This is a genomic window from Mesorhizobium sp. 113-3-9, from assembly GCF_016756515.1.
GTDB lineage: Bacteria > Pseudomonadota > Alphaproteobacteria > Rhizobiales > Rhizobiaceae > Mesorhizobium.
The window spans coordinates 1,368,312-1,390,435 of record NZ_AP023246.1; the positions used below are offsets into that span (position 1 = coordinate 1,368,312).

Consider the following 22,124-nt stretch of genomic DNA (forward strand, 5'->3'; position numbering starts at 1 on the left):
TTTGAAGCATGCCTTCATTAAAAGACCTTCGTAACCGTATCGCCTCGGTCAAGGCGACGCAGAAAATCACCAAGGCGATGCAGATGGTCGCCGCGGCGAAGCTGCGCCGTGCGCAAGAGGCCGCGGAAGCGGCGCGCCCCTATTCGGAGCGCATGGGTTCCGTGCTGGCCAACATCACCCAGGCGATCGGCGGTGGCGGCGATGCCCCGGCGCTGATGACCGGAACCGGCAAGGACGACGTGCATCTGCTCGTCGTCTGCACCGCCGAGCGCGGTCTGTGCGGCGGCTTCAATTCCCAGATCGCCCGTCACGCCCGCGACCATATCCGCCGGCTTCTGGCCGACGGCAAGCAGGTCAAGATCATCTGCGTCGGCAAGAAGGGCTTCGACATACTGCGCCGCGACTATGCAACGATGATCCTCGATCGTGTCGACCTGCGCGAGGTCAAGACGCTCGGCTTCGTCAATGCCGACGCGATCGCCAAGAAGGTCATCCACCTCTTCAGCGAGGGTGCCTTCGACGTCTGCACGCTGTTCTATTCGCAGTTCAAGTCGGTGATCAGCCAGGTTCCGACCGCGCAGCAGATCATTCCGGCCGGCGTCGCTTCGGCTCCCGCCGCTGCGGCGGATGGCGCCAGCGCCGTCTACGAGTACGAGCCGGAGCCGGGTGAAATCCTCTCCGACCTCATCCCGCGCAACATCTCCGTGCAGGTTTTCCGGGCGCTGCTCGAAAACGCGGCCGGCGAGATGGGCGCCAAGATGAGCGCCATGGACAATGCGACGCGCAACGCCGGCGAGATGATCAACAAGCTGTCGATCACCTACAACCGCCAGCGGCAGGCGCAGATCACCAAGGAACTGATCGAAATCATTTCGGGCGCCGAGGCGCTCTAGGCGCGGTTCGCGGGTCAATCTGCCCGCGACCGGACCGCGTAAGAAACAAAGGACGAAAAGGGTAAAGACGATGGCGAAAGCAGCGACCCCCAAGACGGCAGCCCCCAAGGCCGCAGCCGCGAAGACCGCAGCCCCCGCGAAGGCGGCCAAGGCTCCGGCAGCAGCCGCCAAGGCAGCTCCAGCCAAGACGGCGGCAGCGCCCGCCAAGGCCGCCGCGGCCAAGACCTCGGCCGTTGCCACCAAGGCAACCGGCGTTGTCGGCAAGGTCCGCCAGGTCATCGGCGCCGTCGTCGACGTGCAGTTCGGCGATCACCTGCCGCCGATCTTGAACGCGATCGAGACCACGAACGTCGGTAACCGCCTCGTGCTCGAAGTTGCCCAGCATCTGGGCGAGAACACCGTGCGCTGCATCGCCATGGACTCCACCGAAGGTCTGGTGCGCGGCCAGGAAGTGCGAGACACCGGCGGCCCGATCTCCGTGCCGGTCGGCCCGGGCATGCTCGGCCGCATCATCAATGTCATCGGCGAGCCGGTCGACGAGGAAGGCCCGGTCGACGCGACCGAGATGCGCTCGATCCACCAGCCGGCCCCGGCCTATGTCGAGCAGTCGACGGAAGCGCAGATCCTGATCACCGGCATCAAGGTGCTCGACCTGCTGGCACCTTACGCCAAGGGCGGCAAGATCGGCCTGTTCGGCGGCGCCGGCGTCGGCAAGACCGTGCTGATCCAGGAACTGATCAACAACATCGCCAAGGCGCATGGCGGCTATTCGGTGTTCGCCGGCGTCGGCGAGCGCACCCGCGAAGGCAACGATCTCTATCACGAGTTCATCGAATCCGGCGTCAACAAGAAGGGCGGCGGCGAGGGTTCAAAGGCGGCCCTGGTGTACGGCCAGATGAACGAGCCGCCGGGCGCGCGCGCCCGCGTCGGCCTGACCGGCCTGACGGTCGCGGAATATTTCCGCGACCAGGGCCAGGACGTGCTGTTCTTCGTCGACAACATCTTCCGCTTCACGCAGGCGGGTTCGGAAGTGTCGGCTCTGCTCGGCCGTATCCCGTCGGCCGTCGGCTATCAGCCGACGCTCGCCACCGACATGGGCGCGCTGCAGGAACGCATCACCACCACCACCAAGGGCTCGATCACCTCGGTGCAGGCCATTTACGTGCCGGCCGACGACTTGACCGATCCTGCGCCGGCGACCTCGTTTGCCCACCTTGACGCGACGACGACGCTGAACCGCGCCATCGCCGAGAAGGGCATCTATCCGGCGGTCGATCCGCTGGATTCGACCTCGCGCATGCTCGACCCGCTGGTTGTCGGCGACGAGCACTATGCCGTTGCCCGTCAGGTGCAGTCGATCCTCCAGCGCTACAACTCGCTGCAGGACATCATCGCCATCTTGGGCATGGACGAGCTGTCGGAAGAGGACAAGCAGACGGTGGCCCGCGCCCGCAAGATCGAGCGCTTCCTGTCGCAGCCCTTCTTCGTCGCCGAAGTGTTCACCGGCGCGCCAGGCAAGCTCGTCGATCTCGCCGACACCATCAAGGGCTTCAAGGGCCTCTGCAACGGCGACTACGATCATCTGCCGGAAGCCGCCTTCTACATGGTCGGCGGCATCGACGAAGCGGTCGAGAAGGCACAGCGCCTGGCGGCTGAAGCGGCTTAATCAAGGGAATAGGGAGTAGTCAGTAGTCAGTAGTGAATGGCAGGCGGGTGACCGGGGCAATTGCCCTTTCTCCCTACTTCCCTACTCACTATTCCCTACTCACTAAATTGACATGGCTGAAGCTTTCAAATTCGAACTGGTCTCGCCGGAGCGCCTGCTGGTTTCCGCTGAGGTCGAATCCGTCGTCATTCCCGGCGCCGAAGGCGAGATGACCGTGATGGCGCATCACGCGCCGGTCATGACCACGATCAAGCCGGGTGTCGTCACGGTGAAGACCGCCTCGGGCGGTGAAGAACGCTATGTCGTGTTCGGCGGTTTCGCCGACATCGTTCCGGCGGGCTGCACGCTGCTGGCGGAATCGGCTGTGGCGGTGAAGGATGTCGACCGGGCCGATCTCGCTCGCCGTATCCAGGAAGCCAAGGAAGACGCCACCGACGCCAAGGACGACCAGGCGCGTAGCAAGGCGGAGCAGTTCCTCAGCCAGCTCACCACGCTGGAAGGCGCGCTTCTGCCGGCCTGAGGTTCGCACAAGATGAGTTGATAAAAAGCGGGGCCTTGCCTCGCTTTTTTGTTTAAATGCCCAAAGCAGCGAAGGCCAATCTCGGACCATCGCGTCGCAGGTGCACGAGATGCACCGCCGTAAGTTCGATCAGCGTTTGGCGCTCGGCATGATCTCCGGCAAAGCCGGCTAGGTCGAACACTGCTGTCACGGTTTCGTTCGCCGGTAGCTGCTGATCCAAAAGCGCCGTCAGTGCCGCGTCGAGCGGATCGGTGAAATGGTTTTCGGGCAAGGTTTTGCCGCGCGCGGCGCAGGCGGCGATCCAGGCCGCCACCACCAGCGTGAGATGCACGAACTCGGTACCTGCTTCGAGGCACTCGATGGCGGACGCGATGATGCGCTGCGGCAGTTTCTGGCTGCCGTCATTGGCGATCTGCGCCGTGCGATGGGCGAGCGCGGTGTTGGAAAAACGCTCGGTAAGCTCGGCTGTGTAGGTTGTCGTGTCGAGCCCGGCATCCTCCGGCAATGTCGGGATGGCTTCGGCCCAGAGCCCGTCGACAAATTGCCGGATCGCCGGATCGGCAAAAGCCAGGTCGACCGTGGCGTGGCCGCTGAGCAGGCCGAGATAGGCGATGCCCGAATGCGCACCGTTGAGAAGCCTGAGCTTCATGTCCTCGAAGGGGCCGACATCGCCGACCATGGTGACGCCGAACTTTTCCCAGGCCGGCCGGCCGGCGGAAAAATTGTCCTCGATCACCCATTGGCGGAAGGGCTCGGTCATCACGGGCCAGGCATCGTCGATACCGAGTTCGCCAGCGACGCGTGCCCGGTCGGCGTCGGTCGTTGCCGGCACGATCCGGTCGACCATGCTCGACGGAAACGCGACCTGGCCTGCGATATGGTCGAAGAGACCGGTACCGTCCGCTGTGGCAAGCTTGGCATCGCGCAGCGCGGCGAATTCGGTCAGCAGCCGATGCAAGGTGGCGCCATTGGCAGGCAGGTTGTCGCAGCAGAGCACGGTGAAGGGCGGGGTGCCGGCTGCCAGTCGTTGAGCAAGCGCCTCGGCGAGAAAACCATGCGCCGTCTTCGGCATTCGCGGATTGGCCAGATCGTGGGCGATGTCGGGGTGAGCGGCGTCCAGCCCGCCGCCCGCGGCCCTGAGATAGGCCTTCTCGGTGATTGTCAGCGTGACGATGCGAGTGCGCGGATCGATCAGCGCGGCCAGTACCGCGGCCGGATCTTCCGGCGCCACAAGCATCGACTGGATCGAGCCGATGACGCGCAGCTCCTCCTCACCGCTGCTGCGAACCGCCAGCGTGTAGAGCCCGTCCTGCGGCGCCAGCGCGTCGCGCGTGTCGGTGCTGCGCAAGGAGACGCCGATGATGCCCCAGTCCGTTTCGCCCGCCGCCAGGCAATCGTCGACATAGGCGGCCTGATGGGCTCGGTGGAAGGCACCGACGCCGAGATGCACGATGCCGGGAGCAACGCGGCTGCGGTCATATGCGGGGATTCCGGCGGCTGCGGGCAGCCGTTGCAGCGTTGCGTTGGACAGATGGCTTCTGGTCATCACGATACCGGGGCTGAGGGCTTTGGGGACGCGGCGGATGACAGGCGGCGTAACACCTACGTCCGCCTGCCGCAAGGATGCCGCTTTGCCGGGGCACGTTGACATCGCTTTAGCCCGAACGTACCGATACCCAACTGGAAGGAGCTGCTTTCCCATGGTCGCGCTGATCGATCCGGACCTGCTTTTTCCGCCTGAAGCGCATTCGCGCTCGCTTGCCCGCGACCTCTATGCCGGCGTCAAGAACCTGCCCATCGTCAGCCCGCACGGTCACACCGATCCGCGCTGGTATGCGCTGAACGAGCCGTTCCCGGATCCGGCACAATTGCTCATCGTGCCCGACCACTACATCTTCCGCATGCTGTTCAGCCAGGGCGTGCGGCTGGAGGATCTCGGCGTGGCGACCCTGGACGGCGCTCCGGTCGAGACCGACGGCAGGACGATCTGGCGGCGCTTTGCAGAGCACTATTACCTGTTCCGGGGCACGCCGACCCGGCTGTGGTTCGACCATGTGCTGGCGCATCTGTTCGGCATCGAAGAGCCGCTGAGCGCCGAGACCGCCGACCGCCATTACGACACGATCGCGACCGTGCTGCAGTGGGAGAATTTCCGTCCGCGCGCTCTGTTCGAGCGCTTCAACATCGAGGTGATCGCCACGACGGAAGGCGCGCTCGACGACCTCAAATGGCACCAGATGATCCGCGACAGCGGCTGGACGGGCCGTGTCGTCACCGCCTACCGGCCGGACGCGGTTGTCGATCCCGATTTCGAAGGGTTCGCGGCCAATCTCGACCGGTTGGGCGAGATCACCGGCTGCGACACCGGCAGTTGGGCCGGCTATCTCGACGCGCATCGCCAGCGGCGCGCCTTCTTCAAAGGCTTCGGCGCGACTTCGTCAGATCACGGCCATCCGACAGCCGAGACCGCCAACCTTTCCGATGCGGCGGCCGAGGAGCTGTTCAACCGCATTCGCCGCGGCTCGGATGACGAGCGCGAGCGAAAGCTGTTTCGCGCCCAGATGCTGACCGAGATGGCCAAGATGAGCAGGGATGACGGGCTGGTGCTGCAGATCCATCCTGGCTCCCAGCGCAACCATTCGGCTTCTGTCTTCCAGAGGTTCGGCCGCGACAAGGGCTTCGATATACCGACACGGACGGACTATGTGACGGCGCTGAAGCCGCTTCTCGACTGCGTCGGGCTGGAGCGTGATCTTACCGTGGTTGTCTTCACGCTCGACGAAAGCAGCTATGCGCGCGAGCTGGCGCCGCTGGCCGGCGTCTATCCGGCGCTCAGGCTCGGTCCGGCCTGGTGGTTCCACGACAGTCCGGAAGGCATGCGCAGGTTTCGCGAGATGACCACGGAGACGGCAGGCTTCTACAACACTGTCGGCTTCAACGACGACACCCGCGCCTTTCCCTCGATCCCGGCCCGTCACGATGTGGCGCGGCGGGTCGACTGCGCATTCCTGGCGCGGCTCGTTGCCGAGCACCGGCTGCGCGAGGAAGAGGCGCATGAACTCGCCGGGGAATTGGCCTATACGCTTGCCAAGAAAGCCTATCGGCTCTGACGGAACGTGCCTGATCGGCGTTGGCCGGCCACTCACGGCAAGGAGATGACGATGACGAAGATATTCGCCCATGCCGGGGAGGCCCCCTGGACGCCGACGCCCGACGGCAACAGGCGGCGCGTTCTCCTCTCCACCGATGAATTGATGCTGGTGGAGTTCGGCTTCGACAAGGGCGGTGTCGGTGCGCTGCATTCGCATCCGCATGTCCAGTCAAGTTACGTCGCCGAGGGTCGCTTCGAGGTGACCATCGACGGGCTGACGGAGATCCTTGAGGCCGGTGGCAGTTTCATCGTGCCATCCGGCCTCGTGCATGGCGTCAAGGCGCTCGAAGCGGGGCGGCTTGTCGACAGCTTTGCGCCGTACAGGGCTGACTTCCTCGCCTGAGGGCGTTATCCAAGAAGGATCACGCCTCGGCTTCCAGCAGCGGCACGCCGGCAAGGTCCAGCCTGATATGCCCACGTTCGGGCCGCAGCAGCCGGATCGGTGCGCTTTTCTCGTCAAGGCGCCGACGCAGAAGGATGAGCCTGGTTTCAAGATTGTCCTTGATATCAGGCAGCCGCAGCGTTGCGTCCCGCCTGATCTCGCGATTGGAGAAATCGCGGCGTCCCGTGGCGAGGAAAGTGCGGACGAGGTGGATCAGGAGCCGCCCGGGGACGCCTTTGATCAGATAGTCGTCGTCGATAAAGACACTGTCGTCGAAAGCGAAGTATCTTATCTTGAACGAGGGTGCTCCGGCTTGATCCGACGCATATCCGCCTTGCGTCGACTTCGCGAAGGCATTGGGCTGGTGGCCACCCTCCAGTTCGGCAAGCCGCAATCCCGCGGCCAATTGGCTCGCGACCAGCATCAGGGCGTCTTCATCCTGATGGCCGAAAGCGAAACTGGCCTCGGACTCGATAAACAGCACGCCTCGCAATTTTCCCTGGGCAAGCATTGGCACCGCCATCTGGCTGCGCGGACCGGCAAGTCCGGGAAGTGGGATATGGCGTGTGCGGTCAGACGCCGAAAGTATGGCTGAGGCATAGCGTTGGGAGCGCCGCAGGTCACAGATACGAACCGGCTGGCGCGTAGCGGCCGCGATGCCGATCACGCCTTCACCAAACGCGATCTCCGCGCCGACACCAAGGCTGCTGTATCCGCGACTCGCCAGAGTACTTAGCCGCTGAGCGGTCTCGTCGGGCACCAGAACCATCGCATGCCGATAGTCGAAGCTGCTCTCAAGTCCGGCCAGGGCCTTGTCCAGCATCACATCGGCATCGGCTTCCGAGCCGATGGCGGCGGCAAGAAGCGCGGCCTTGGGCAGGTGGTTCGTTGTCGCGGGGGCCGGATTGCGATGTTTAGGCGGGACGACGCCGACCACCGCGCGGCAATCGCGCACGAAGTACAGGTCGGCGGAGCGCAGTTTCATGACCCCCGCCATTCCCTGTTGCGCACTCATCACCGAAAGATGCGACTTTATGCGTTCGAACAGTTCGCCATGATCGAGCGCATGCAGGAATTCCAGATCGAGCATGTGATGGACGCCGCTTCGTCCATCGACAACCATCAGCGTGGCAACGCCGCTGGCGCGGACATTGGCGGCCGTCTTGGAAAAGAACTGGTTCGAAAGCGCAACATGGCTCTCATCGACGTAATAGACATGAGACAGGTACGAGATGTTGGGTATGCCATCGCCATCGCTGGTCGCGATCACCGACGGGATGACACCTTCAAAACTGTCGCGGATGTCGCTGAGGGAGATCATGGCGAGTTCGTCCGGAGCCTCTCGCCCGCACCGGGGCCGGGTGACTGCGAAAAGACATCGGTGGGCTGAAAACGGATGCGAAGCAGATCACTGTCGACGAGGGTATGAGAGAGTTGATGCGGGGTCACGCCAAGCGCCTCCATCACCACCAGCATCTCGGAAATGTAGTTTTGCGCTCTCGCCCTGTCGGCATCGTCGGCCTGCGACACCGCCAGGATGCTGCCCTTGACCTGGAAGGCGCGATAGTCGTGCGGGCGTACCATCGTGACCGCCACCGGTGCACCCAAGGCGGCGTTCTCGACAACTTCGGGCCATTGGGTCCGCGATACAAGCACGTCGATGCATCCGAGGCTCGCGACATGCGCGGCGCCGGTGCCGCGGCCGATGGCTGGGCGAAACGCGGCATTGCGTGTGGATACGAGTATCATCACCGGACCTGCGAGCAGGTCGTCTATTTCCTTGCTGATCAAGGCCGCCCCATTGCCTACGTGCAAACAGTCTAATCGGATAGGAAAGTTTTAGGAACAGGCATGCTCGCTTAGGAAGCATTTAGGAAGCATGTTCTTCAGCCCTTGAATAGAAGGCCTCGCGAAGCCGGCGCGATCAGTCATCGTGACAATCGGGACGCCGCACAGACGGGAGACCTTCAATGACACATGCAAGAATACCAGACCTCAATGGCCGCTATGATCTTTATGGCCTGATCCACAAAGGTCTTCGCAAGGCCCAATGCGAATTGCTTGCGCGCCTGGGCGGCGCGGATTTCGACGATGTCGCGGCGACCGCACCATTGCTGGCCGACCTTCGTACGATCCTTATGCTTGGAGCCAGCCATCTTGCCCATGAGGACCGGTATATCCACCAGCCACTCGAAGCGCGCGTGCAGGCTTCGACCGATCGCCTCGAGCACCAGCACGACGATCATCGGCTTGCCTTTGCCGAACTCGAGGACATGATCCGGGCGATCGAGGAGGCACCCCTTGATGCCCGAGCCAGCCTTGGTCGCCGGCTCTACATCGCTTTCACGGTCTTTGTCGGACACGATCTCGAACATATGCATGAGGAGGAGACGGTAACCGCGCCGCAACTTTGGGCGAACTTCACGGATGCCGAACTGCAAGGCATCGAAATGGCGATCATCGGGTCGCTCACGCCGGAAAAGAACCTCGCCTTCATGCGCCTGATGATTCCCGCCATGAACCGCAGCGAGCGTGCCGCGCTTCTGGGAGGCATGAAGGTCTCGGCGCCTGCCGAGGCGTTCGCCGCCGTCATCGAGTTCGCGGCGCGGCCACATCTGTCGCGTGAGGATTTCTGCGACCTCTCCAGCAGACTTGGGCTCGCTGCCTGAAATTCGCACCGGAGACGCTCTCGGAGGCAGTTCGCGTTCGAGCGTAACGAATTCGACAGGGAACCAGAACCATGCACGACCGCCATGCGGCAGCCTTGGGCTGCACGATTTCAACCGGCCGGGCTGCTGCCCGCCGTGGAGGCTGCGGCGCATGCGCCGCGCATTGTCCGGCAAAGCTTGGTCGTGCCCAGGCAAACGGTCGGCCGTCGGCGGATAAAACGTGTTTCGACGTCGGAGGAGAATCGCCGACCCACGCGCCGCCCGACAGCCGATGATGGAAGGTCACATCGTGGGCGGCAACCTGGCGTTGCCGGCCAACCGGCTCCTCGACAGGGAACCCGCGCCTCGGACAAGGCGCGGGTTTGTTGCCTGGGCGCCAGTGGCGCCGCGGTACTCAAGAACATCACCGCAGGATTGGAAACCTGCCGGATCATAGTGAAGATAAACTTAATGCCGGGGCCGGGTGGTCGCGACGGCTGGCGGCAAGCAAGCGATGCGTGGCCTCGAGAATGGCTTCGACCGGTGCATCGGCGACGTTAGCCCTTCGTCCGCGTCTCGGCGCCGTCACCACCTCGACCATGTTCGACAGCGGCCGCCACCGCTCCAGATTGGCGCCGTTGTTGACGATCACCGTCGGCGTCATGACGGTGGCGAACAGGTGTCCTAGGCCGCCTTCCATGCCGACATAGGCGGCAGCCATCTCGCCAAGCGCCAGCAGGAGGTCGCCGAACGCCTCGACATCGAGCCCAAGTTCCGGACCAACCACCGAGAGACGGCTCTCCCTGGCTACCAGGGCCTGCGGCGTCGGTCCGTCACCGGGTGTCACCAGATACAGCACGTGGTAGCCGGCATCGATGAGATTGCCTGAAATGGCTGATATCTGGTCCTCGCTCATGAACTTGTTGCTCCTGGCGTTGCCGCCAAGCAGGACCAGCGGACGGTTGTCCGCGCCGACGAGCCGGCGCGCCATGGTCCGGGCGGAGTGCGGAACATCGAGCCTGTGGTCGAATGGCAGGTGCCGGCCGGCGAGGCGCTCGATCAGCCGGTGATAGCGCCAGGCATTGTGTTCGGGCCGCAAGGTCCATCTTGTGCCCCGGCGCAGCGACAGGAGATAGCCGGCGAAATTGGGCTCGTAGTGAACACCGCGGCCGAGAAGCTGCAATCCGGTCACCATCAGTCCGGGGACGCCTGTGCGGAAGTCGACGACCGTCTTCTGTCTGCCCGGCTGTGCGAATTCAGCGAGAATGTCGGAGAGCGGCTTCATCCTGAAGTCGTCGACGAGGGGAGCGGCATGCTTGCGCAACATGCCCGTGAGCGAAGACTTGCCCTGGCAGCCATAGACAATATGGCTTTGTGGGAAGGCCGTTCTTGCCGCCCGCAAGGCTGGTATCCTCAGCAACCCATCTCCGAGGGCGTCGTTGCGGACATAAAAAATCAACAGCGGCGCGGGCAAATCCATGACCAGGCGAGTCCGTCAGGTGTGATTTGGAGAGGGAGACAAGTTTCGGAAACGACTTTGCAGAAAGACAGCAAATCCCGGCTGAATCCAGAGGGAATATGCGTCAAACATAATAATAGGGCCGTGTTGGCTGGTATTGCCGCCGTTCGCCCTACCAATCCGTCATGGAAGCGGCGAGATTGGTCAGGAGATATGCCTGAGCAGGCCGAAAAGCCGCTCGAACGTCTTGCCATAGGGCGGGCGCAGCAGGGCGCCGGCGCTCAGCCGCGACTGCAGGAAAACCGGCTTCTCCTTGCTGAAGGTGCGGAAGCCCCATTCGCCGTGATAGGCCCCCATGCCGCTGGCGCCGACGCCGCCGAAGGGCTGGTTCTCCTGCACCAGATGCAACATGCAGTCGTTGATGGTAACACCGCCGGCGACGGTCTCGCGAAGGATGCGTTGGCGGTTGGCGCTGTCATTGCCGAACCAGTAGAGCGCCAGCGGCCAATCGGCCTGGTTCACATGGCTGATCGCCTCGTCGACCGTGGCGTATTCGACGATCGGCAGCACCGGGCCGAAAATCTCCTCGCGCATCAGCCGCAGATCCGGGCCGGCATTGCTGACCAGGGTCGGCACGAATTTCCGGCTTGTCGTGGCGAGGTCTTCGCCGGCCGGGTTGATTTCGGTGATGGCGGCGCCGGCATCGCGGGCTTCCGCGATCATGGCGCGCAGGCGCTGGAAGTGCCGGTCGCTGATGATGGCGGTGTAGTCGGGGTTGTCGCGCAGCGTGGGGTAGAGCCGCGCCATCGCGGCTGCGAGCTTGGCCGTGACCGTGCCTGCCTGTCCCTTGGGCACCAGCAGGTAGTCCGGCGCGATGCAGGTCTGACCGGCATTGAGCAGCTTGCCATAGGCAATGCTGGCTGTTGCCGCATCGAGATCGCAGGAGGGATCGAAGATCGCCGGCGACTTGCCACCGAGCTCGAGCGTCACCGGGGTCAGGTTGGCGGCAGCGGCGATAGCGACTTGGCGACCGACCGCGGTCGAGCCGGTGAACAGCAGATGATCGAACGGCATCGACACGAAGGCCTTGCCCATCTCCGCATCGCCGGTGATGACGCTCAACTCGTCGGGTGAAAAATGCTCGGCGGCCAATCCGGCCAACAACTCCGAGAAAGCCGGCGTCAGTTCGGACGGCTTGACCAGCACGCGATTGCCGGCGGCAAGCGCTGCCGTGACCGGCGCGACGGCGAGCTGGAAGGGGTAGTTCCATGGCGAGACTATGCCAACGACGCCGAGCGGCTGCGGCACGAGGCGATTCTTGCCCGGCAGGAACGGCAAGGTGGTGGCGACGCGACGCTCCCGCATCCAGCCTTTCAGGTGAGACAGCGCGTGACGGATGCCGGCGCGCACGACAAACAATTCGGCGAGGCGGGTCTCGTGAGTCGAGCGGCTGCCGAAATCAGCGTTGATCGCGGCGCAAATGTCGGCTTCGTGCCGCTCGGTCAGCGCCAGCAGGCGCTTCAGGCGATCCTTCCGCACGCTCAGGTCCGGGAAGGGCTGTTTCTCGAAGGCGGAGCGCTGCAAGCCGAACCGCTCGTCGAGAACGTCCTGTCTCACCTGCAGCATTGCGCGCGCTCCTTGCTCCTGCCCAGCTTACATCAGGGCCAGCCTGAATCCAGCCAGGAGCACATGCCGCAGGGACAGGCGAGGCTCCCATGGCTGTTTGACCTTCCGTTTGCATCCATGCCGTTGTATCGAATGCGGCAAGCTGAAATCTCCGACAAGGGCGCGTGGCGCATGATTCCGCAAATTCGTGTCACCGCCATGCGACACGGACCCGTCATTACGCCGGACATGCTGCCCGGCGATGACGGGGTCAACATCAACGGGCCGTCGCTTATCAGCATGCCTGATTGGGTGCCCGGTCGGCTTGGTGCCTACTATCTCTACTTCGCCGACCACACGGGGACCTATATCCGCCTCGCCTACTCCGATTCGCTGCATGGGCCTTGGCGCATCCACCCCGGCGGTGTGCTGTCTCTCGATCAATGTCCATTCATCGTCGGGCATATCGCCTCGCCCGATGTTCACATCGACCAGAAGCTGCGCCATTTCGTGATGTATTTTCATGGCCCGGCAGAATCCGGCGAAGGCCAGATTACCTTCGCCGCGACATCCGTCGACGGGCTTCGGTTCACTCCGCTTTCCGAGCCGCTCGGGCCGTTCTACGCGCGCATCTTCCGTTACGATGGCTGGTGGTACGGTTTGCTTGGAACGGGAACGATCACCGTCTACCGATCGAGAAACGGCATTTCGGATTTCGAACGCGGTCCGGTCGTGCTGCCTGCCATGCGGCAGGACCTCGCCCCACGGCATGTCGCACTGCAGAAATCCGGCCGCTGGCTGCGCGTCTATTACACGCGTCGGGGCGACGCGCCGGAACGGATCCTTTACGGCACAATCGATCTCGCCGAGGATTGGCGGGACTGGACCGTTCGAGGCGACAGCGAAGTGTTGCGGCCGCAGACGGAGTTCGAAGGGGCCGACTTGCCGATCCGCCCCAGTCGGATCGGTCTGGCCCAGGGTAGGGAAAACGCGCTACGCGATCCGGCCATTTTTGAGCAGGATAATCAGACCTGGCTGCTCTATGCGGTCGCCGGAGAAAGCGGAATCGCCCTGGCCGAGCTTGGCTTTTCCGAGGTGTCAGCCGCGGCGCCCCGAAAGCCGATCGCGGCGTTACGCCGCCTTGCAAGGCGGCTTTTCTGGCACCTTCGACAGAAGGCGCCAATGCTGCCTTCGGCAATAAGATCCCAAAATAGAATTTTCATCGCCGGCTGCGCGCGCAGCGGCACAACGCTCAGCCTCGATCTGATGGGCTGTTTCGAGGATATCTATGTCCATCCCAGCGAAGCGCCTTACCAGACACTAATCGAACTGGATCGCTACCAAGCCAACCTGGTCGTAAAACGTACTTTCGTGAGCTATAGGGATCTCGAGGATTTGCCCGCCTCGGTCGGCCTGATCTATTGCGTGCGGCATCCTTTCGACGTGCTGACCAGCTCTCACCCGGAGACCGTTGATCTGCGGCCCTTTCACGTGACCATGGAGCGTTGGGAGGCGGAGTATGATGGTTTGATGCGGCTGCGACAGGTCCAGCCGGAGAGAGACATCACCTATTTGCGCTATGAGGACCTGATCGCCGAACCGGACATCGTGCAGGCGAGGATTGCCCGATCCTTTGGCCTGGCGCCGGCTACGCTCTTCAGTCGCGATGCAAACAATCCCATCAGGTCCACCTCGCTGAGAAAATGGGAGCGCAATGAAGCGTTCAGGACCTATCTGCGCGGCCTGCCGCCGTCGTTTCTCGAGCGCGTGGACAGCTTCTGCCGGGAGTTCGGCTATGACAATTCGGCCGGCATATTGACGACGGAATCGGCTGAATGACGCAGGCAACCGGTATCCTGGCCGAGGACCGCAAGCGGCGCGTGCTGAAGGACGTGTTCGGTTTCGACGATTTCCGCCCCGGCCAGGCCGATGTCATGGATGCGCTGCTCGGTGGGCGCCATGTGCTTGCCGTCATGCCGACAGGTGCCGGCAAATCGCTTTGCTACCAGGTACCGGCGCTGGTCATGGGCGGGCTCACCCTCGTCATTTCGCCGCTGGTGGCGCTGATGCAGGATCAGGTCGCCGCCTTGCGGCTGGCGGGCGTTGGCGCCGATACGATCAATTCCTCGCTCGACCGCGAAGCCAATGTCGCGGCCTGGCGCCGCGTGGCGTCCGGCCAGACGCGGCTGCTCTATCTGGCGCCGGAGCGGCTGATGACCGAGCGCATGCTCGAGGCGCTATCGAGGCTCGACGTCAGCCTGATCGCCATCGACGAGGCGCATTGCATCTCGCAATGGGGACCGGCGTTTCGGCCCGAGTATGAGGACCTGTCGCGGCTGCGGCACATCTTCCCCAACGTGCCGATCATCGCGGTGACGGCGACGGCGGACGAGAGCACGCGCAGCGACATCGAGGCGCGGCTGTTCGCCGAGCGGGTCGAAACGCTGGTGCTGGGTTTCGACCGGCCCAACATCAAGCTGGCGATCGAATCCAAACAGGACAGCAAACGACAATTGCTGCGTTTCATCGAGCGTCACGCCGGCAAGAGCGGCATCGTCTACTGCCTGTCGCGCAAGAAGACGGAGGAGATGGCGGCCTTCCTCGAGAAGAACGGCGTCACCGCGCTCGCCTATCATGCCGGCATGAGCAAGGAGGCGCGCGAGGCGAACCAAAACGCTTTCATGACGCTCTCCGGCGTCGTCATGGTGGCGACCATCGCCTTCGGCATGGGCATCGACAAGCCCGACGTCGCCTATGTCTTCCACACCGACATGCCGGGCAGCCTGGAGGCGTATTACCAGGAGATCGGCCGCGCCGGTCGTGATGGGCGCAAGGCCGAGGCGCACATGCTTTACGGCCTTGGCGACATCCGCATGCGACGGCTGTTCATCGACGACGAGGACGCGTCCACCGAGCACAAGAAGCGCGCGCATCGCCGGCTCGACACGCTGATCGGCTATTGCGAGACGGCGCAGTGCCGGCGCCAGGTGCTGCTCGGCTATTTCGGCGAGGAAGCTTCGCCTTGCGGCAATTGCGACAACTGCATCGACCAGGTGCCGCGCGCCGATGGCGCTGCCGAGGCGGGCATCATCCTGGCGGCCGTCGCCCAGAGCGGCGAGCGCTTCGGCGCCGCCCATGTCATCGACATCCTGCTCGGCCATGAGACCGAAAAGGTGCTGGCCAGGGGCCATGAGAGGCTGGCCAGCTTCGGCGGCGGGGTGGCCCACAAGAAGGATTTCTGGCAGTCGCTGATCCGGCAGCTCGTCGCCGGCGGCTTCCTGGAGCCGGATCCGAGTGGTCATGGTGGCCTCGCCATCGCCGATAAGGGTCGCGCGCTCGGCCGTGGCGAGACCCCGTTCCACTACCGCGTCGAGGTGCGCGGCCGCGCCTTGCGCAAGATGCGAGCGGCCGAGGTCGCGGGTGCCGAAGGCATCGATGCTTCGCTGCTGGCCGTGCTCAAATCCCTGCGCTTGCGTCTGGCCAAGGAGCGCCAGGTGCCGGCCTATGTGGTGTTCTCCGACCGCACGCTGATCGACATGGCCGAGCGCTGCCCGCGCGACCTCGACGCCTTCGCCGAAGTGAACGGTGTGGGAGGGGCGAAGCTTAAGGAATTCGGCGAGATATTCCTGGGCGCGATCGCGGCGCATCTGTCAGCGGCGTGACGCTGACGGCTTCCGGCGGCGCGCCGGCCGGCAGCTTACGGGACAGATTTCATTCGCCGGGACCTGGAAGACGATCGGCCTGGCGGCGAGTGCCGGCAAGGCCGGCGTTTGCAATTCAGCTCCCGAGCCTGGTGGCGAGTTCGGCCTGGATTTGCCGCAGCACCGCCGAGGCGGTCTCGAGCTCGTCGTCGCCAATGAGAGAGACCAGTTCGTGGCGGAGCTCGGCCAGCACCGTGTTGATCGAACTCATCCGCGCCTCACCGTCCTTGGTCAAGGACAGTATCTTGGCCCTGCGGTCGCTGGGATCCTCACGCCTTGTGATCAGGCCTTCGGCCACCAGGAGATCGACGAGACGCACCAGCGAAGGCCCTTCGAGGCCGGCCTGTTCCGCGACCGCTCCCTGGCGAGCCTCACCGCCCAGTTGCCATAATGCCAGCAGCGGCATGGCCACGGCATGTGAAAGTCCGTAACGATCCAATCGCTCGTTGGCGGTGCGACGCCAAAGGCGCGCAACATTGGTTATTACCTGGCCGATCGTTTCGCGGCTTCTGGATCGTTCATTTTCCATTGCCAATCGTTCGCATACAATCTATTTGAATGCAATTGATACCAGCGAGATGGCGAAGCCGATCCTTCCATCTGTCCGCCAGGTGTCCGTTCTCAGCGTGAGGGATCGGCGTTCGCCGGCCCTTCTAGGTGTTTCCGATGTCCGTTGCTTTCAGCGCAGTGCCCTCAGCTTCCACTCCCGCAAATCCGCGTTCGCGCGTTATCCTGGCGAGCCTGATAGGCACCACGATCGAATTCTACGACTTCTATGTCTACGCCACGGCTGCCGTGCTGGTGTTTCCTCACCTGTTTTTCCCGGCCGGCAACGACACGACGGCGCTTCTCGCTTCCTTTGCCGTGTTCGGCGCGGCGATGATTGCGCGCCCGCTCGGCGCGATCTTCTTCGGCCATCTGGGCGACCGGCGCGGCCGCAAGATCACGCTGGTTGGCGCGCTGCTCACCATGGGGTTGGCGACATTCCTGATCGGCCTGCTCCCAACCTACTCGAGCGCCGGATGGCTGGCGCCGGCCCTGCTGGTGGTGTTGCGCCTCGCTCAGGGTTTTGCGCTCGGCGGAGAGTGGAGCGGTGCCGCACTGGTGGCGACGGAGAACGCGCCGAAGGGAAAGCGCGCGGTCTACGGCACTTTCCCGCAGCTCGGCGCGCCGATCGGCTTCATTATCGCCAACGGCCTGTTCCTGATCATTGCCGCAGCGATGCCCTCGGACGACCCTTCGCGGCCGTCGATGGCGTTTCTTTCGTGGGGGTGGCGCATCCCGTTCCTGTTTTCGGTGGTCATGGTGGCCATCGGTCTGTGGGTCCGGCTCAACCTGGTCGAGAGCGCCGCATTCGACAATACGGTGCGCACGGGCCAGGTCAGAAAGCTCCCGCTGGCTTCGGCGGTCAGGACGCATTCGAAAGAGCTCATACTCGGCACATTCTACATGCTCGCCACCTATGTGCTGTTCTACCTGATGACGACGTTTTCGTTGAGCTATGGCCGCGCGGCGCCTTCGGCGGCGGTGCCGGGCCTCGGCTACAGCTACACGACCTTCGTGCTGATGATGATCATCGGCGTTGTCTTCTTCGGCGTCTTCACCATGGTTTCCGGCCCGTGGGCCGACCGCTGGGGCCGCCGCCGCACGCTGATCTGGATCACCCTGGCGATCGCGGTTTTCGGCCTGCTGTGGGTGCCGATGCTTCATGCCGGTACCGTCGGCGTCATGGCGTGGCTCATCATCGGCTTCAGCCTGATGGGCATGACCTTTGGCCCGATGGGGGCGCTGCTGCCCGAGCTGTTTCCAGCCAATGTTCGCTACACCGGCTCGGGCATCTCCTACAATGTATCCTCGATCCTCGGCGCGGCCGTGGCGCCATTCATCGCGGTAGCCCTCTGGAGCTTCGGAGGCGGACCTTTCTGGGTCGGCGTTTATCTGTCGGCCATGGCGGTGCTCACCCTGATTGCCTTGTTGATCGGGAATGAGACGAAGGATGTCGACATCAACAATTAGGTTCAAGGAGCTTTCCGGACCCCGCCTGGGAGGAGCGGGCCAAAGAGCTGAAGCACAATGACGCTCCCTTCCTCGCAAGACTGGCTGTTTTCGATCAAGGCGTTCATCGCCTCGATGCTGGCGCTCTATATCGCGCTGTCGTTCGACCTGCCGCGCCCTTACTGGGCCATGGCCGCCGTCTACGTCGTGGCCAATCCGCTTGCCGGCGCGACCTCCTCCAAGGGGCTCTATCGCGCGCTCGGCACACTGATCGGCGCGTCGGCGTCCGTCCTTTTCTTGCCGATGTTCGTCAATTCGCCTCTGCTGTTGAGCATGGTCGTGGCGTTGTGGACTGGCGGGCTGCTTTATATTTCGATGCTGGACCGGACGCCGCGCAGCTATGTCTTCATGCTGGCCGGCTATTCGCTTCCGCTGATCGCGCTGCCGGCGGTCGATGCGCCCCAGACGATCTTCGATATCGCCTCGGCCCGGAGCCAGGAGATCATCCTTGGCATCGTTTGCGCCAGCGTGGTCGCGCAATTGCTGTTCCCGATCGGGCTGTCTTCGCTCTTGTCCTCGCGCATTTCCAACTGGCTTGGCGATGCCGCGGCATGGGCGGGCGAGATCCTGCGCGGCGAGGGCGCGCTTGGGGTAACCTTGCAGGCCCGGCAGAAGCTGGCATCGGACATTTCAGGGCTCGACATCCTTATCAGCCAGCTCGGATACGATGCCCATACGCGCGGCGTCACGCGGCAGGCGCGACAGTTGCGCGGACGGCTGATGTTGCTGCTTCCGCTGTTGTCGTCGCTCGATGACCGCATCCATGGCCTGAAGTCGCAGGACCGGGCGATCCACGAGGAGTTCTTCACCCTGCTCGGTGATGTCGGAACCTGGCTCCAGGCGGTGGACGGTCCGGACCGCGCCGTTCTATTCCGATCCCGTATCGCCGATTTGCGGCCGCCCGCGCACGCGGTCGATTGGGACAGCCTCATCCTTGACAGCGCCTTGGCCAGGCTTAGGGAGATCGTCGACGCCTGGCACGACTGCCTGGTGCTGAAAAAGCAGATTGCGACAGGCGATTCCCGGGGCGAGAGGCTCGCCTTCCGCCGTCGCCGCACCTTCTCGCGCACCCGCCATCACGACTACGGCATGTTGTTCTTCTATGCCGGTTCCGTGATCCTCGCCGTGCTGGCGGCCAGTGCTCTGTGGATTTATTCCGGCTGGGCGGAAGGCGCCGGCTTCGTGCTCATGGTGGCGGTCGGCAGTTCGTTTTTCGCCGCCGCCGATCGGCCGGCGCCGCTTCTCCTGTCGATGTTCGTCTGGTGCACGCTCAGCCTGGCGGTCACCGCCCTCTACCAGTTCGCCATCCTGCCGATGGTTCAAAGCTTCCCCTTGCTGGTTCTCGTGCTGGCGCCGCCTTTCCTCGTGCTCGGCACGCTCATTCCCAGGCCTCAGCTCAGCATGCTGGCGATGCTGCTCACCGTGAACACCGCATCCTTCATCGCCCTCAGCGACCGGTTTTCCGCCGATTTCGTTTCGTTCGCCGGTGGCGGCCTCGCCGCCCTGGCGGGTGTGGGCTTCGCGCTGGTGTGGACACTGGTGCTGCGGCCGTTCGGCGGAGAGATCGCAGCCCGGCGACTGGTGCATGCCGGCTGGTCGGATCTTGCCCAACTCGCCGCCGGCGACCGCGTCGAGGACCAGCGCCGGCTCGCCGGCCGCATGCTCGATCGTCTCGGCCAGCTCGTGCCCAGGCTCGCGGGAACGGAGAACAAGGCGCTGTCGACGATCGATGGCTATGCGGAAATCAGGCTCGGCCTGAACATCGTGGAACTGCAGCGGATGCGCAACCGTCTCACGCCCGACGAGAGGCGCGAGGTCGGCACCGTCCTGTCGGCCGTCGCCGAGCTGTTCAAGGAGCGTCTGCGCCTCGGCGCTGCCGTCACCGCGCCGCCGCGGCTGCTGGCGCGCATCGATCGCGCCCTCGCCACGGTCGCGGGCCGTCAGGCCACGCCGGCGCGGCGGTCGGCGGACGCGCTGGTCGGGGTGCGACGGGCGCTGTACCGGAACGCCGCGCCACCGATCTATTCGACAATGCCGGAGCCCATGCTGCTGGTGGCGGAGTAGATCGATCATGCAAAGCGATATCAGCATAGCCGGCGTCTATCTGCCGGGTCTTCTTGTCCTGATGCTGGCGGCCTTCGTCGTGGCGCGGATGGTCTGGCAAGCCCTGTCGTGGACAGGCCTCTATTCCTTCGTTTGGCACAGGGCGCTCTTCAATTTCGCGCTCTACATCCTCATCCTCGGGGCGTTGTCCTCGCTTTCAAATCGGCTGTTGTCATGAAGTACCGCTTTCTGCGCCTTACCGGCAGGATCCTCGTCACCGCTACCGTCGTTGCCGTCGCTGGCGCCGTCGCCTGGAAGCTGTGGGACGACAACATGAATGCCCCATGGACGCGTGATGCGCATGTCCGCGCCGACGTCGTCGGCGTCACACCTGACGTGTCGGGCCTGGTGGCCGAGGTCATGGTCAAGGACAATCAGGCGGTGAAGAAGGGCGATGCTCTTTTCCAGGTCGACCGCCAGCGCTTCGCCGTGGCGCTCACGCAGGCGCAGGCTATGGTGGAGGGGAAGCAGGCAACGCTCGACCAGGCCAAGAGAAATCTCGACCGCCTTCAGCGCCTGACCGCTTCGGCGGTCAGCATCCAGCAGATCGAGGAAGCGCGGTCGACGGTGGCCGAGGCGGAATCGGAAAGCCTGCAGGCTAGCGCGTCGCGCGACCTGGCGCAGCTCAATCTGGACCGTTCCGAAGTCCGGGCGCCGGTGAATGGCATCATCACCAATCTCAGCCTTCGCCCGGGAGACTATGTCGCCCCCGGCACGGCCACCATGGCGCTCGTCGACACCGACACGATGCGCATCGAGGGCTATTTCGAGGAGACGAAACTTCCGCGCATCGGGATCGGCGCCAAGGCATCCATCAGGCTGATGGGATGGCCAAACTCCCTGTCCGGCCATGTCGCAAGCATCGCCGCGGGGATCGCGGACCGCGAACGCAGCTCGGGCACGCTGCTGGCGGACATCAATCCGACCTTCACCTGGGTGCGGCTCGCGCAGCGCGTTCCCGTGCATATCGTGCTCGACAGCGACGCGGCGACCAAGGCAAGGCTGGTTGCCGGAACCTCCGCAACGGTGACCATCGATCGCGCTACGGCGCAGTGAGCGCGCCCGCCTTGCGCGGCGCGGCGCTTGAACGGCGGCTCTTAGGGCGGTGGCCCGAAGCGGGATGGTCATCGGACGGATCGTCGGTTGCGATGCCGCCACCACCGCCGGAACCGCCGCCCATGCCGCCACCGCCCATGCCACCGCTACCACCTTTCCCGCCGCCTGACGTGTCATTGCCACGCTCGTTCTTGCCGCGCGCGGTCGAGGCCGATGGCCTTGCCGGACCTTGTTGCGGGATCGTGAGATCGGCCGGGATCGGGGCCAGATCGAGGGCCTCGCGAATGAAGTTGCGTAGCGAAACCACTAGGTCGTGCGTGTGCACGGGACGCCCGGCCACCATCTCCCGGATGGCGTGCTCGGCCAGCCGGACCTGCTCTTCGGTGCCGAGCAGCAGGATGTCCGACAGGCATGCCTCGACCGCATCGCGGATGCGTCGCCCCCGTTCCGATCCCGAGACGCGTTCGCCACCGAGGTCGACGGCCGTGTCGCTTTCGACGGCAGGCCGCTCGCGAAAGTCGCGCAGATGGGCTGGATCGACAGCGAGGTTGCCGGTGAACGATCCGCCAAGCGTCTTGTAGGCGGCAATCAAGGTACGCAGCCGCTCGTTGATCTGGCGGTTCGTGCGTTCGCGGCGCTGCTGGATGGTGAACATCATCAGCAAGCGAATGCCGATGCTGATCAGCGTGAACAGCGCCAGGCCGATAAGGGTGGCAAGCAGGCTCTGCCAGGAGCTGAAATCGATGTTCCGCAAGGTGCAGCGTCCTCATTTGTTCCGCCTGCCGCGTTTTGTGTCGCATTCCGCCGGCATTGGCCAGGGAATAGCGGTCACGGCTCACGGCGCGGACACGACTCCGGTTTTGACATGCTTTGCCAAAATACGTC

General features: G+C 64.0%; 19 protein-coding genes. 12 read left to right on the forward strand and 7 right to left on the reverse strand.

Annotation, left to right across the window (positions count from 1 at the left end; translation table 11 throughout):
- The first annotated feature begins 8 nt into the window (after positions 1 to 8).
- The 3 genes from MesoLj_RS06575 (at position 9) to MesoLj_RS06585 (ending at position 3,079) form a co-directional block, all read left to right on the forward strand.
- Positions 9 to 893: a F0F1 ATP synthase subunit gamma gene (locus MesoLj_RS06575; protein WP_202325489.1), complete on the forward strand. Its 885-nt coding sequence runs from the start codon at positions 9 to 11 to the stop codon at positions 891 to 893.
- 70 nt (positions 894 to 963) lie between these two features.
- On the forward strand, positions 964 to 2,559 hold the full coding sequence (gene atpD, locus MesoLj_RS06580; protein ID WP_202325490.1) for a F0F1 ATP synthase subunit beta: 1,596 nt from the start codon (positions 964 to 966) through the stop codon (positions 2,557 to 2,559).
- Positions 2,560 to 2,671: 112 nt separating this feature from the next.
- Entirely contained in the window at positions 2,672 to 3,079 is a 408-nt protein-coding gene (locus tag MesoLj_RS06585; protein WP_140776657.1) for a F0F1 ATP synthase subunit epsilon, read from the forward strand.
- 52 nt (positions 3,080 to 3,131) lie between these two features.
- On the opposite strand, the gene MesoLj_RS06590 is transcribed toward MesoLj_RS06585, so the two are convergent.
- On the reverse strand, positions 3,132 to 4,625 hold the full coding sequence (locus MesoLj_RS06590) for a mannitol dehydrogenase family protein (protein ID WP_202325491.1): 1,494 nt from the start codon (positions 4,623 to 4,625) through the stop codon (positions 3,132 to 3,134).
- Positions 4,626 to 4,779: 154 nt separating this feature from the next.
- Here MesoLj_RS06590 and uxaC point away from each other — a divergent pair, with 154 nt between their 5' ends.
- Entirely contained in the window at positions 4,780 to 6,189 is a 1,410-nt protein-coding gene (gene uxaC / locus MesoLj_RS06595; RefSeq protein WP_202325492.1) for a glucuronate isomerase, read from the forward strand.
- Between the two features lie 45 nt (positions 6,190 to 6,234).
- Positions 6,235 to 6,573, forward strand: a complete 339-nt coding sequence (locus MesoLj_RS06600; RefSeq protein WP_202325493.1) for a cupin domain-containing protein — start codon at positions 6,235 to 6,237, stop codon at positions 6,571 to 6,573.
- 19 nt (positions 6,574 to 6,592) lie between these two features.
- Here the strand turns inward: MesoLj_RS06600 and MesoLj_RS06605 are convergent, their stop codons facing one another.
- Positions 6,593 to 7,933 carry a GAF domain-containing protein gene (locus MesoLj_RS06605; protein WP_202325494.1) on the reverse strand — a complete coding sequence of 447 codons (1,341 nt, stop codon included), beginning with the start codon at positions 7,931 to 7,933 and terminating at the stop codon, positions 6,593 to 6,595.
- Positions 7,930 to 8,403, reverse strand: coding sequence for a hypothetical protein (locus MesoLj_RS06610; protein ID WP_244735301.1), 474 nt, complete (start codon positions 8,401 to 8,403; stop codon positions 7,930 to 7,932). Before MesoLj_RS06610 ends, MesoLj_RS06605 begins: the two co-directional genes overlap by 4 nt.
- Positions 8,404 to 8,582: 179 nt before the next feature.
- Between MesoLj_RS06610 and MesoLj_RS06615 the strand changes: the two genes are divergently transcribed.
- Positions 8,583 to 9,281, forward strand: a complete 699-nt coding sequence (locus tag MesoLj_RS06615) for a hemerythrin domain-containing protein (RefSeq protein WP_202325495.1) — start codon at positions 8,583 to 8,585, stop codon at positions 9,279 to 9,281.
- A 430-nt stretch (positions 9,282 to 9,711) separates the two neighbouring features.
- Here MesoLj_RS06615 and MesoLj_RS06620 read toward each other — a convergent pair whose 3' ends face one another.
- On the reverse strand, positions 9,712 to 10,662 hold the full coding sequence (locus tag MesoLj_RS06620) for a glycosyltransferase family 9 protein (RefSeq protein WP_202325496.1): 951 nt from the start codon (positions 10,660 to 10,662) through the stop codon (positions 9,712 to 9,714).
- 261 nt (positions 10,663 to 10,923) lie between these two features.
- Positions 10,924 to 12,345 (reverse strand): coniferyl aldehyde dehydrogenase, encoded by a 1,422-nt coding sequence (locus MesoLj_RS06625; protein ID WP_202325497.1) that lies wholly within the window; start codon positions 12,343 to 12,345, stop codon positions 10,924 to 10,926.
- A 1,245-nt stretch (positions 12,346 to 13,590) separates the two neighbouring features.
- Between MesoLj_RS06625 and MesoLj_RS06630 the strand changes: the two genes are divergently transcribed.
- Entirely contained in the window at positions 13,591 to 14,163 is a 573-nt protein-coding gene (locus tag MesoLj_RS06630) for a sulfotransferase (RefSeq protein WP_244735516.1), read from the forward strand.
- Complete coding sequence (gene recQ, locus MesoLj_RS06635) at positions 14,160 to 15,986, forward strand: DNA helicase RecQ (protein ID WP_202325498.1); 1,827 nt, start codon at positions 14,160 to 14,162, stop codon at positions 15,984 to 15,986. Before MesoLj_RS06630 ends, recQ begins: the two co-directional genes overlap by 4 nt.
- A gap of 115 nt (positions 15,987 to 16,101) precedes the next feature.
- Here the strand turns inward: recQ and MesoLj_RS06640 are convergent, their stop codons facing one another.
- A complete protein-coding gene (locus tag MesoLj_RS06640) occupies positions 16,102 to 16,464 on the reverse strand; it encodes a MarR family winged helix-turn-helix transcriptional regulator (RefSeq protein ID WP_342215822.1) in 363 nt (120 codons plus the stop codon).
- Positions 16,465 to 16,691: 227 nt separating this feature from the next.
- On the opposite strand from MesoLj_RS06640, the gene MesoLj_RS06645 reads away from it, so the two are divergent.
- Genes MesoLj_RS06645 through MesoLj_RS06660 form a run of 4 tightly spaced genes read left to right on the forward strand, consistent with a single transcriptional unit; the run spans position 16,692 to position 21,239 of the window.
- Positions 16,692 to 18,041, forward strand: a complete 1,350-nt coding sequence (locus tag MesoLj_RS06645) for an MFS transporter (RefSeq protein ID WP_202325499.1) — start codon at positions 16,692 to 16,694, stop codon at positions 18,039 to 18,041.
- Positions 18,042 to 18,098: 57 nt separating this feature from the next.
- A complete protein-coding gene (locus MesoLj_RS06650; RefSeq protein WP_202325500.1) occupies positions 18,099 to 20,144 on the forward strand; it encodes an FUSC family protein in 2,046 nt (681 codons plus the stop codon).
- A gap of 7 nt (positions 20,145 to 20,151) precedes the next feature.
- Positions 20,152 to 20,361: a DUF1656 domain-containing protein gene (locus tag MesoLj_RS06655; RefSeq protein ID WP_202325501.1), complete on the forward strand. Its 210-nt coding sequence runs from the start codon at positions 20,152 to 20,154 to the stop codon at positions 20,359 to 20,361.
- Positions 20,358 to 21,239, forward strand: coding sequence for an efflux RND transporter periplasmic adaptor subunit (locus tag MesoLj_RS06660; protein WP_202325502.1), 882 nt, complete (start codon positions 20,358 to 20,360; stop codon positions 21,237 to 21,239). Before MesoLj_RS06655 ends, MesoLj_RS06660 begins: the two co-directional genes overlap by 4 nt.
- On the opposite strand, the gene MesoLj_RS06665 is transcribed toward MesoLj_RS06660, so the two are convergent.
- A complete protein-coding gene (locus tag MesoLj_RS06665; RefSeq protein WP_244735302.1) occupies positions 21,226 to 21,993 on the reverse strand; it encodes a hypothetical protein in 768 nt (255 codons plus the stop codon). The genes MesoLj_RS06660 and MesoLj_RS06665 overlap by 14 nt on opposite strands.
- Positions 21,994 to 22,124: the final 131 nt, after the last annotated feature.

Excerpts from the sequence above, each read along its gene's own strand:
- MesoLj_RS06605 (WP_202325494.1), bottom strand. The coding sequence starts at position 7,933 with ATGATCTCCCTCAGCGACATCCGCGACAGTTTTGAAGGTGTCATCCCG.
- MesoLj_RS06645 (WP_202325499.1), top strand. The coding sequence starts at position 16,692 with ATGTCCGTTGCTTTCAGCGCAGTGCCCTCAGCTTCCACTCCCGCAAAT.
- MesoLj_RS06590 (WP_202325491.1), bottom strand. The coding sequence starts at position 4,625 with ATGACCAGAAGCCATCTGTCCAACGCAACGCTGCAACGGCTGCCCGCA.
- MesoLj_RS06600 (WP_202325493.1), top strand. The coding sequence starts at position 6,235 with ATGACGATGACGAAGATATTCGCCCATGCCGGGGAGGCCCCCTGGACG.
- MesoLj_RS06615 (WP_202325495.1), top strand. The coding sequence starts at position 8,583 with ATGACACATGCAAGAATACCAGACCTCAATGGCCGCTATGATCTTTAT.
- MesoLj_RS06630 (WP_244735516.1), top strand. The coding sequence starts at position 13,591 with ATGGGCTGTTTCGAGGATATCTATGTCCATCCCAGCGAAGCGCCTTAC.
- MesoLj_RS06585 (WP_140776657.1), top strand. The coding sequence starts at position 2,672 with ATGGCTGAAGCTTTCAAATTCGAACTGGTCTCGCCGGAGCGCCTGCTG.
- recQ (WP_202325498.1), top strand. The coding sequence starts at position 14,160 with ATGACGCAGGCAACCGGTATCCTGGCCGAGGACCGCAAGCGGCGCGTG.
- atpD (WP_202325490.1), top strand. The coding sequence starts at position 964 with ATGGCGAAAGCAGCGACCCCCAAGACGGCAGCCCCCAAGGCCGCAGCC.
- MesoLj_RS06655 (WP_202325501.1), top strand. The coding sequence starts at position 20,152 with ATGCAAAGCGATATCAGCATAGCCGGCGTCTATCTGCCGGGTCTTCTT.
- MesoLj_RS06575 (WP_202325489.1), top strand. The coding sequence starts at position 9 with ATGCCTTCATTAAAAGACCTTCGTAACCGTATCGCCTCGGTCAAGGCG.
- MesoLj_RS06625 (WP_202325497.1), bottom strand. The coding sequence starts at position 12,345 with ATGCTGCAGGTGAGACAGGACGTTCTCGACGAGCGGTTCGGCTTGCAG.
- uxaC (WP_202325492.1), top strand. The coding sequence starts at position 4,780 with ATGGTCGCGCTGATCGATCCGGACCTGCTTTTTCCGCCTGAAGCGCAT.
- MesoLj_RS06650 (WP_202325500.1), top strand. The coding sequence starts at position 18,099 with ATGACGCTCCCTTCCTCGCAAGACTGGCTGTTTTCGATCAAGGCGTTC.
- MesoLj_RS06660 (WP_202325502.1), top strand. The coding sequence starts at position 20,358 with ATGAAGTACCGCTTTCTGCGCCTTACCGGCAGGATCCTCGTCACCGCT.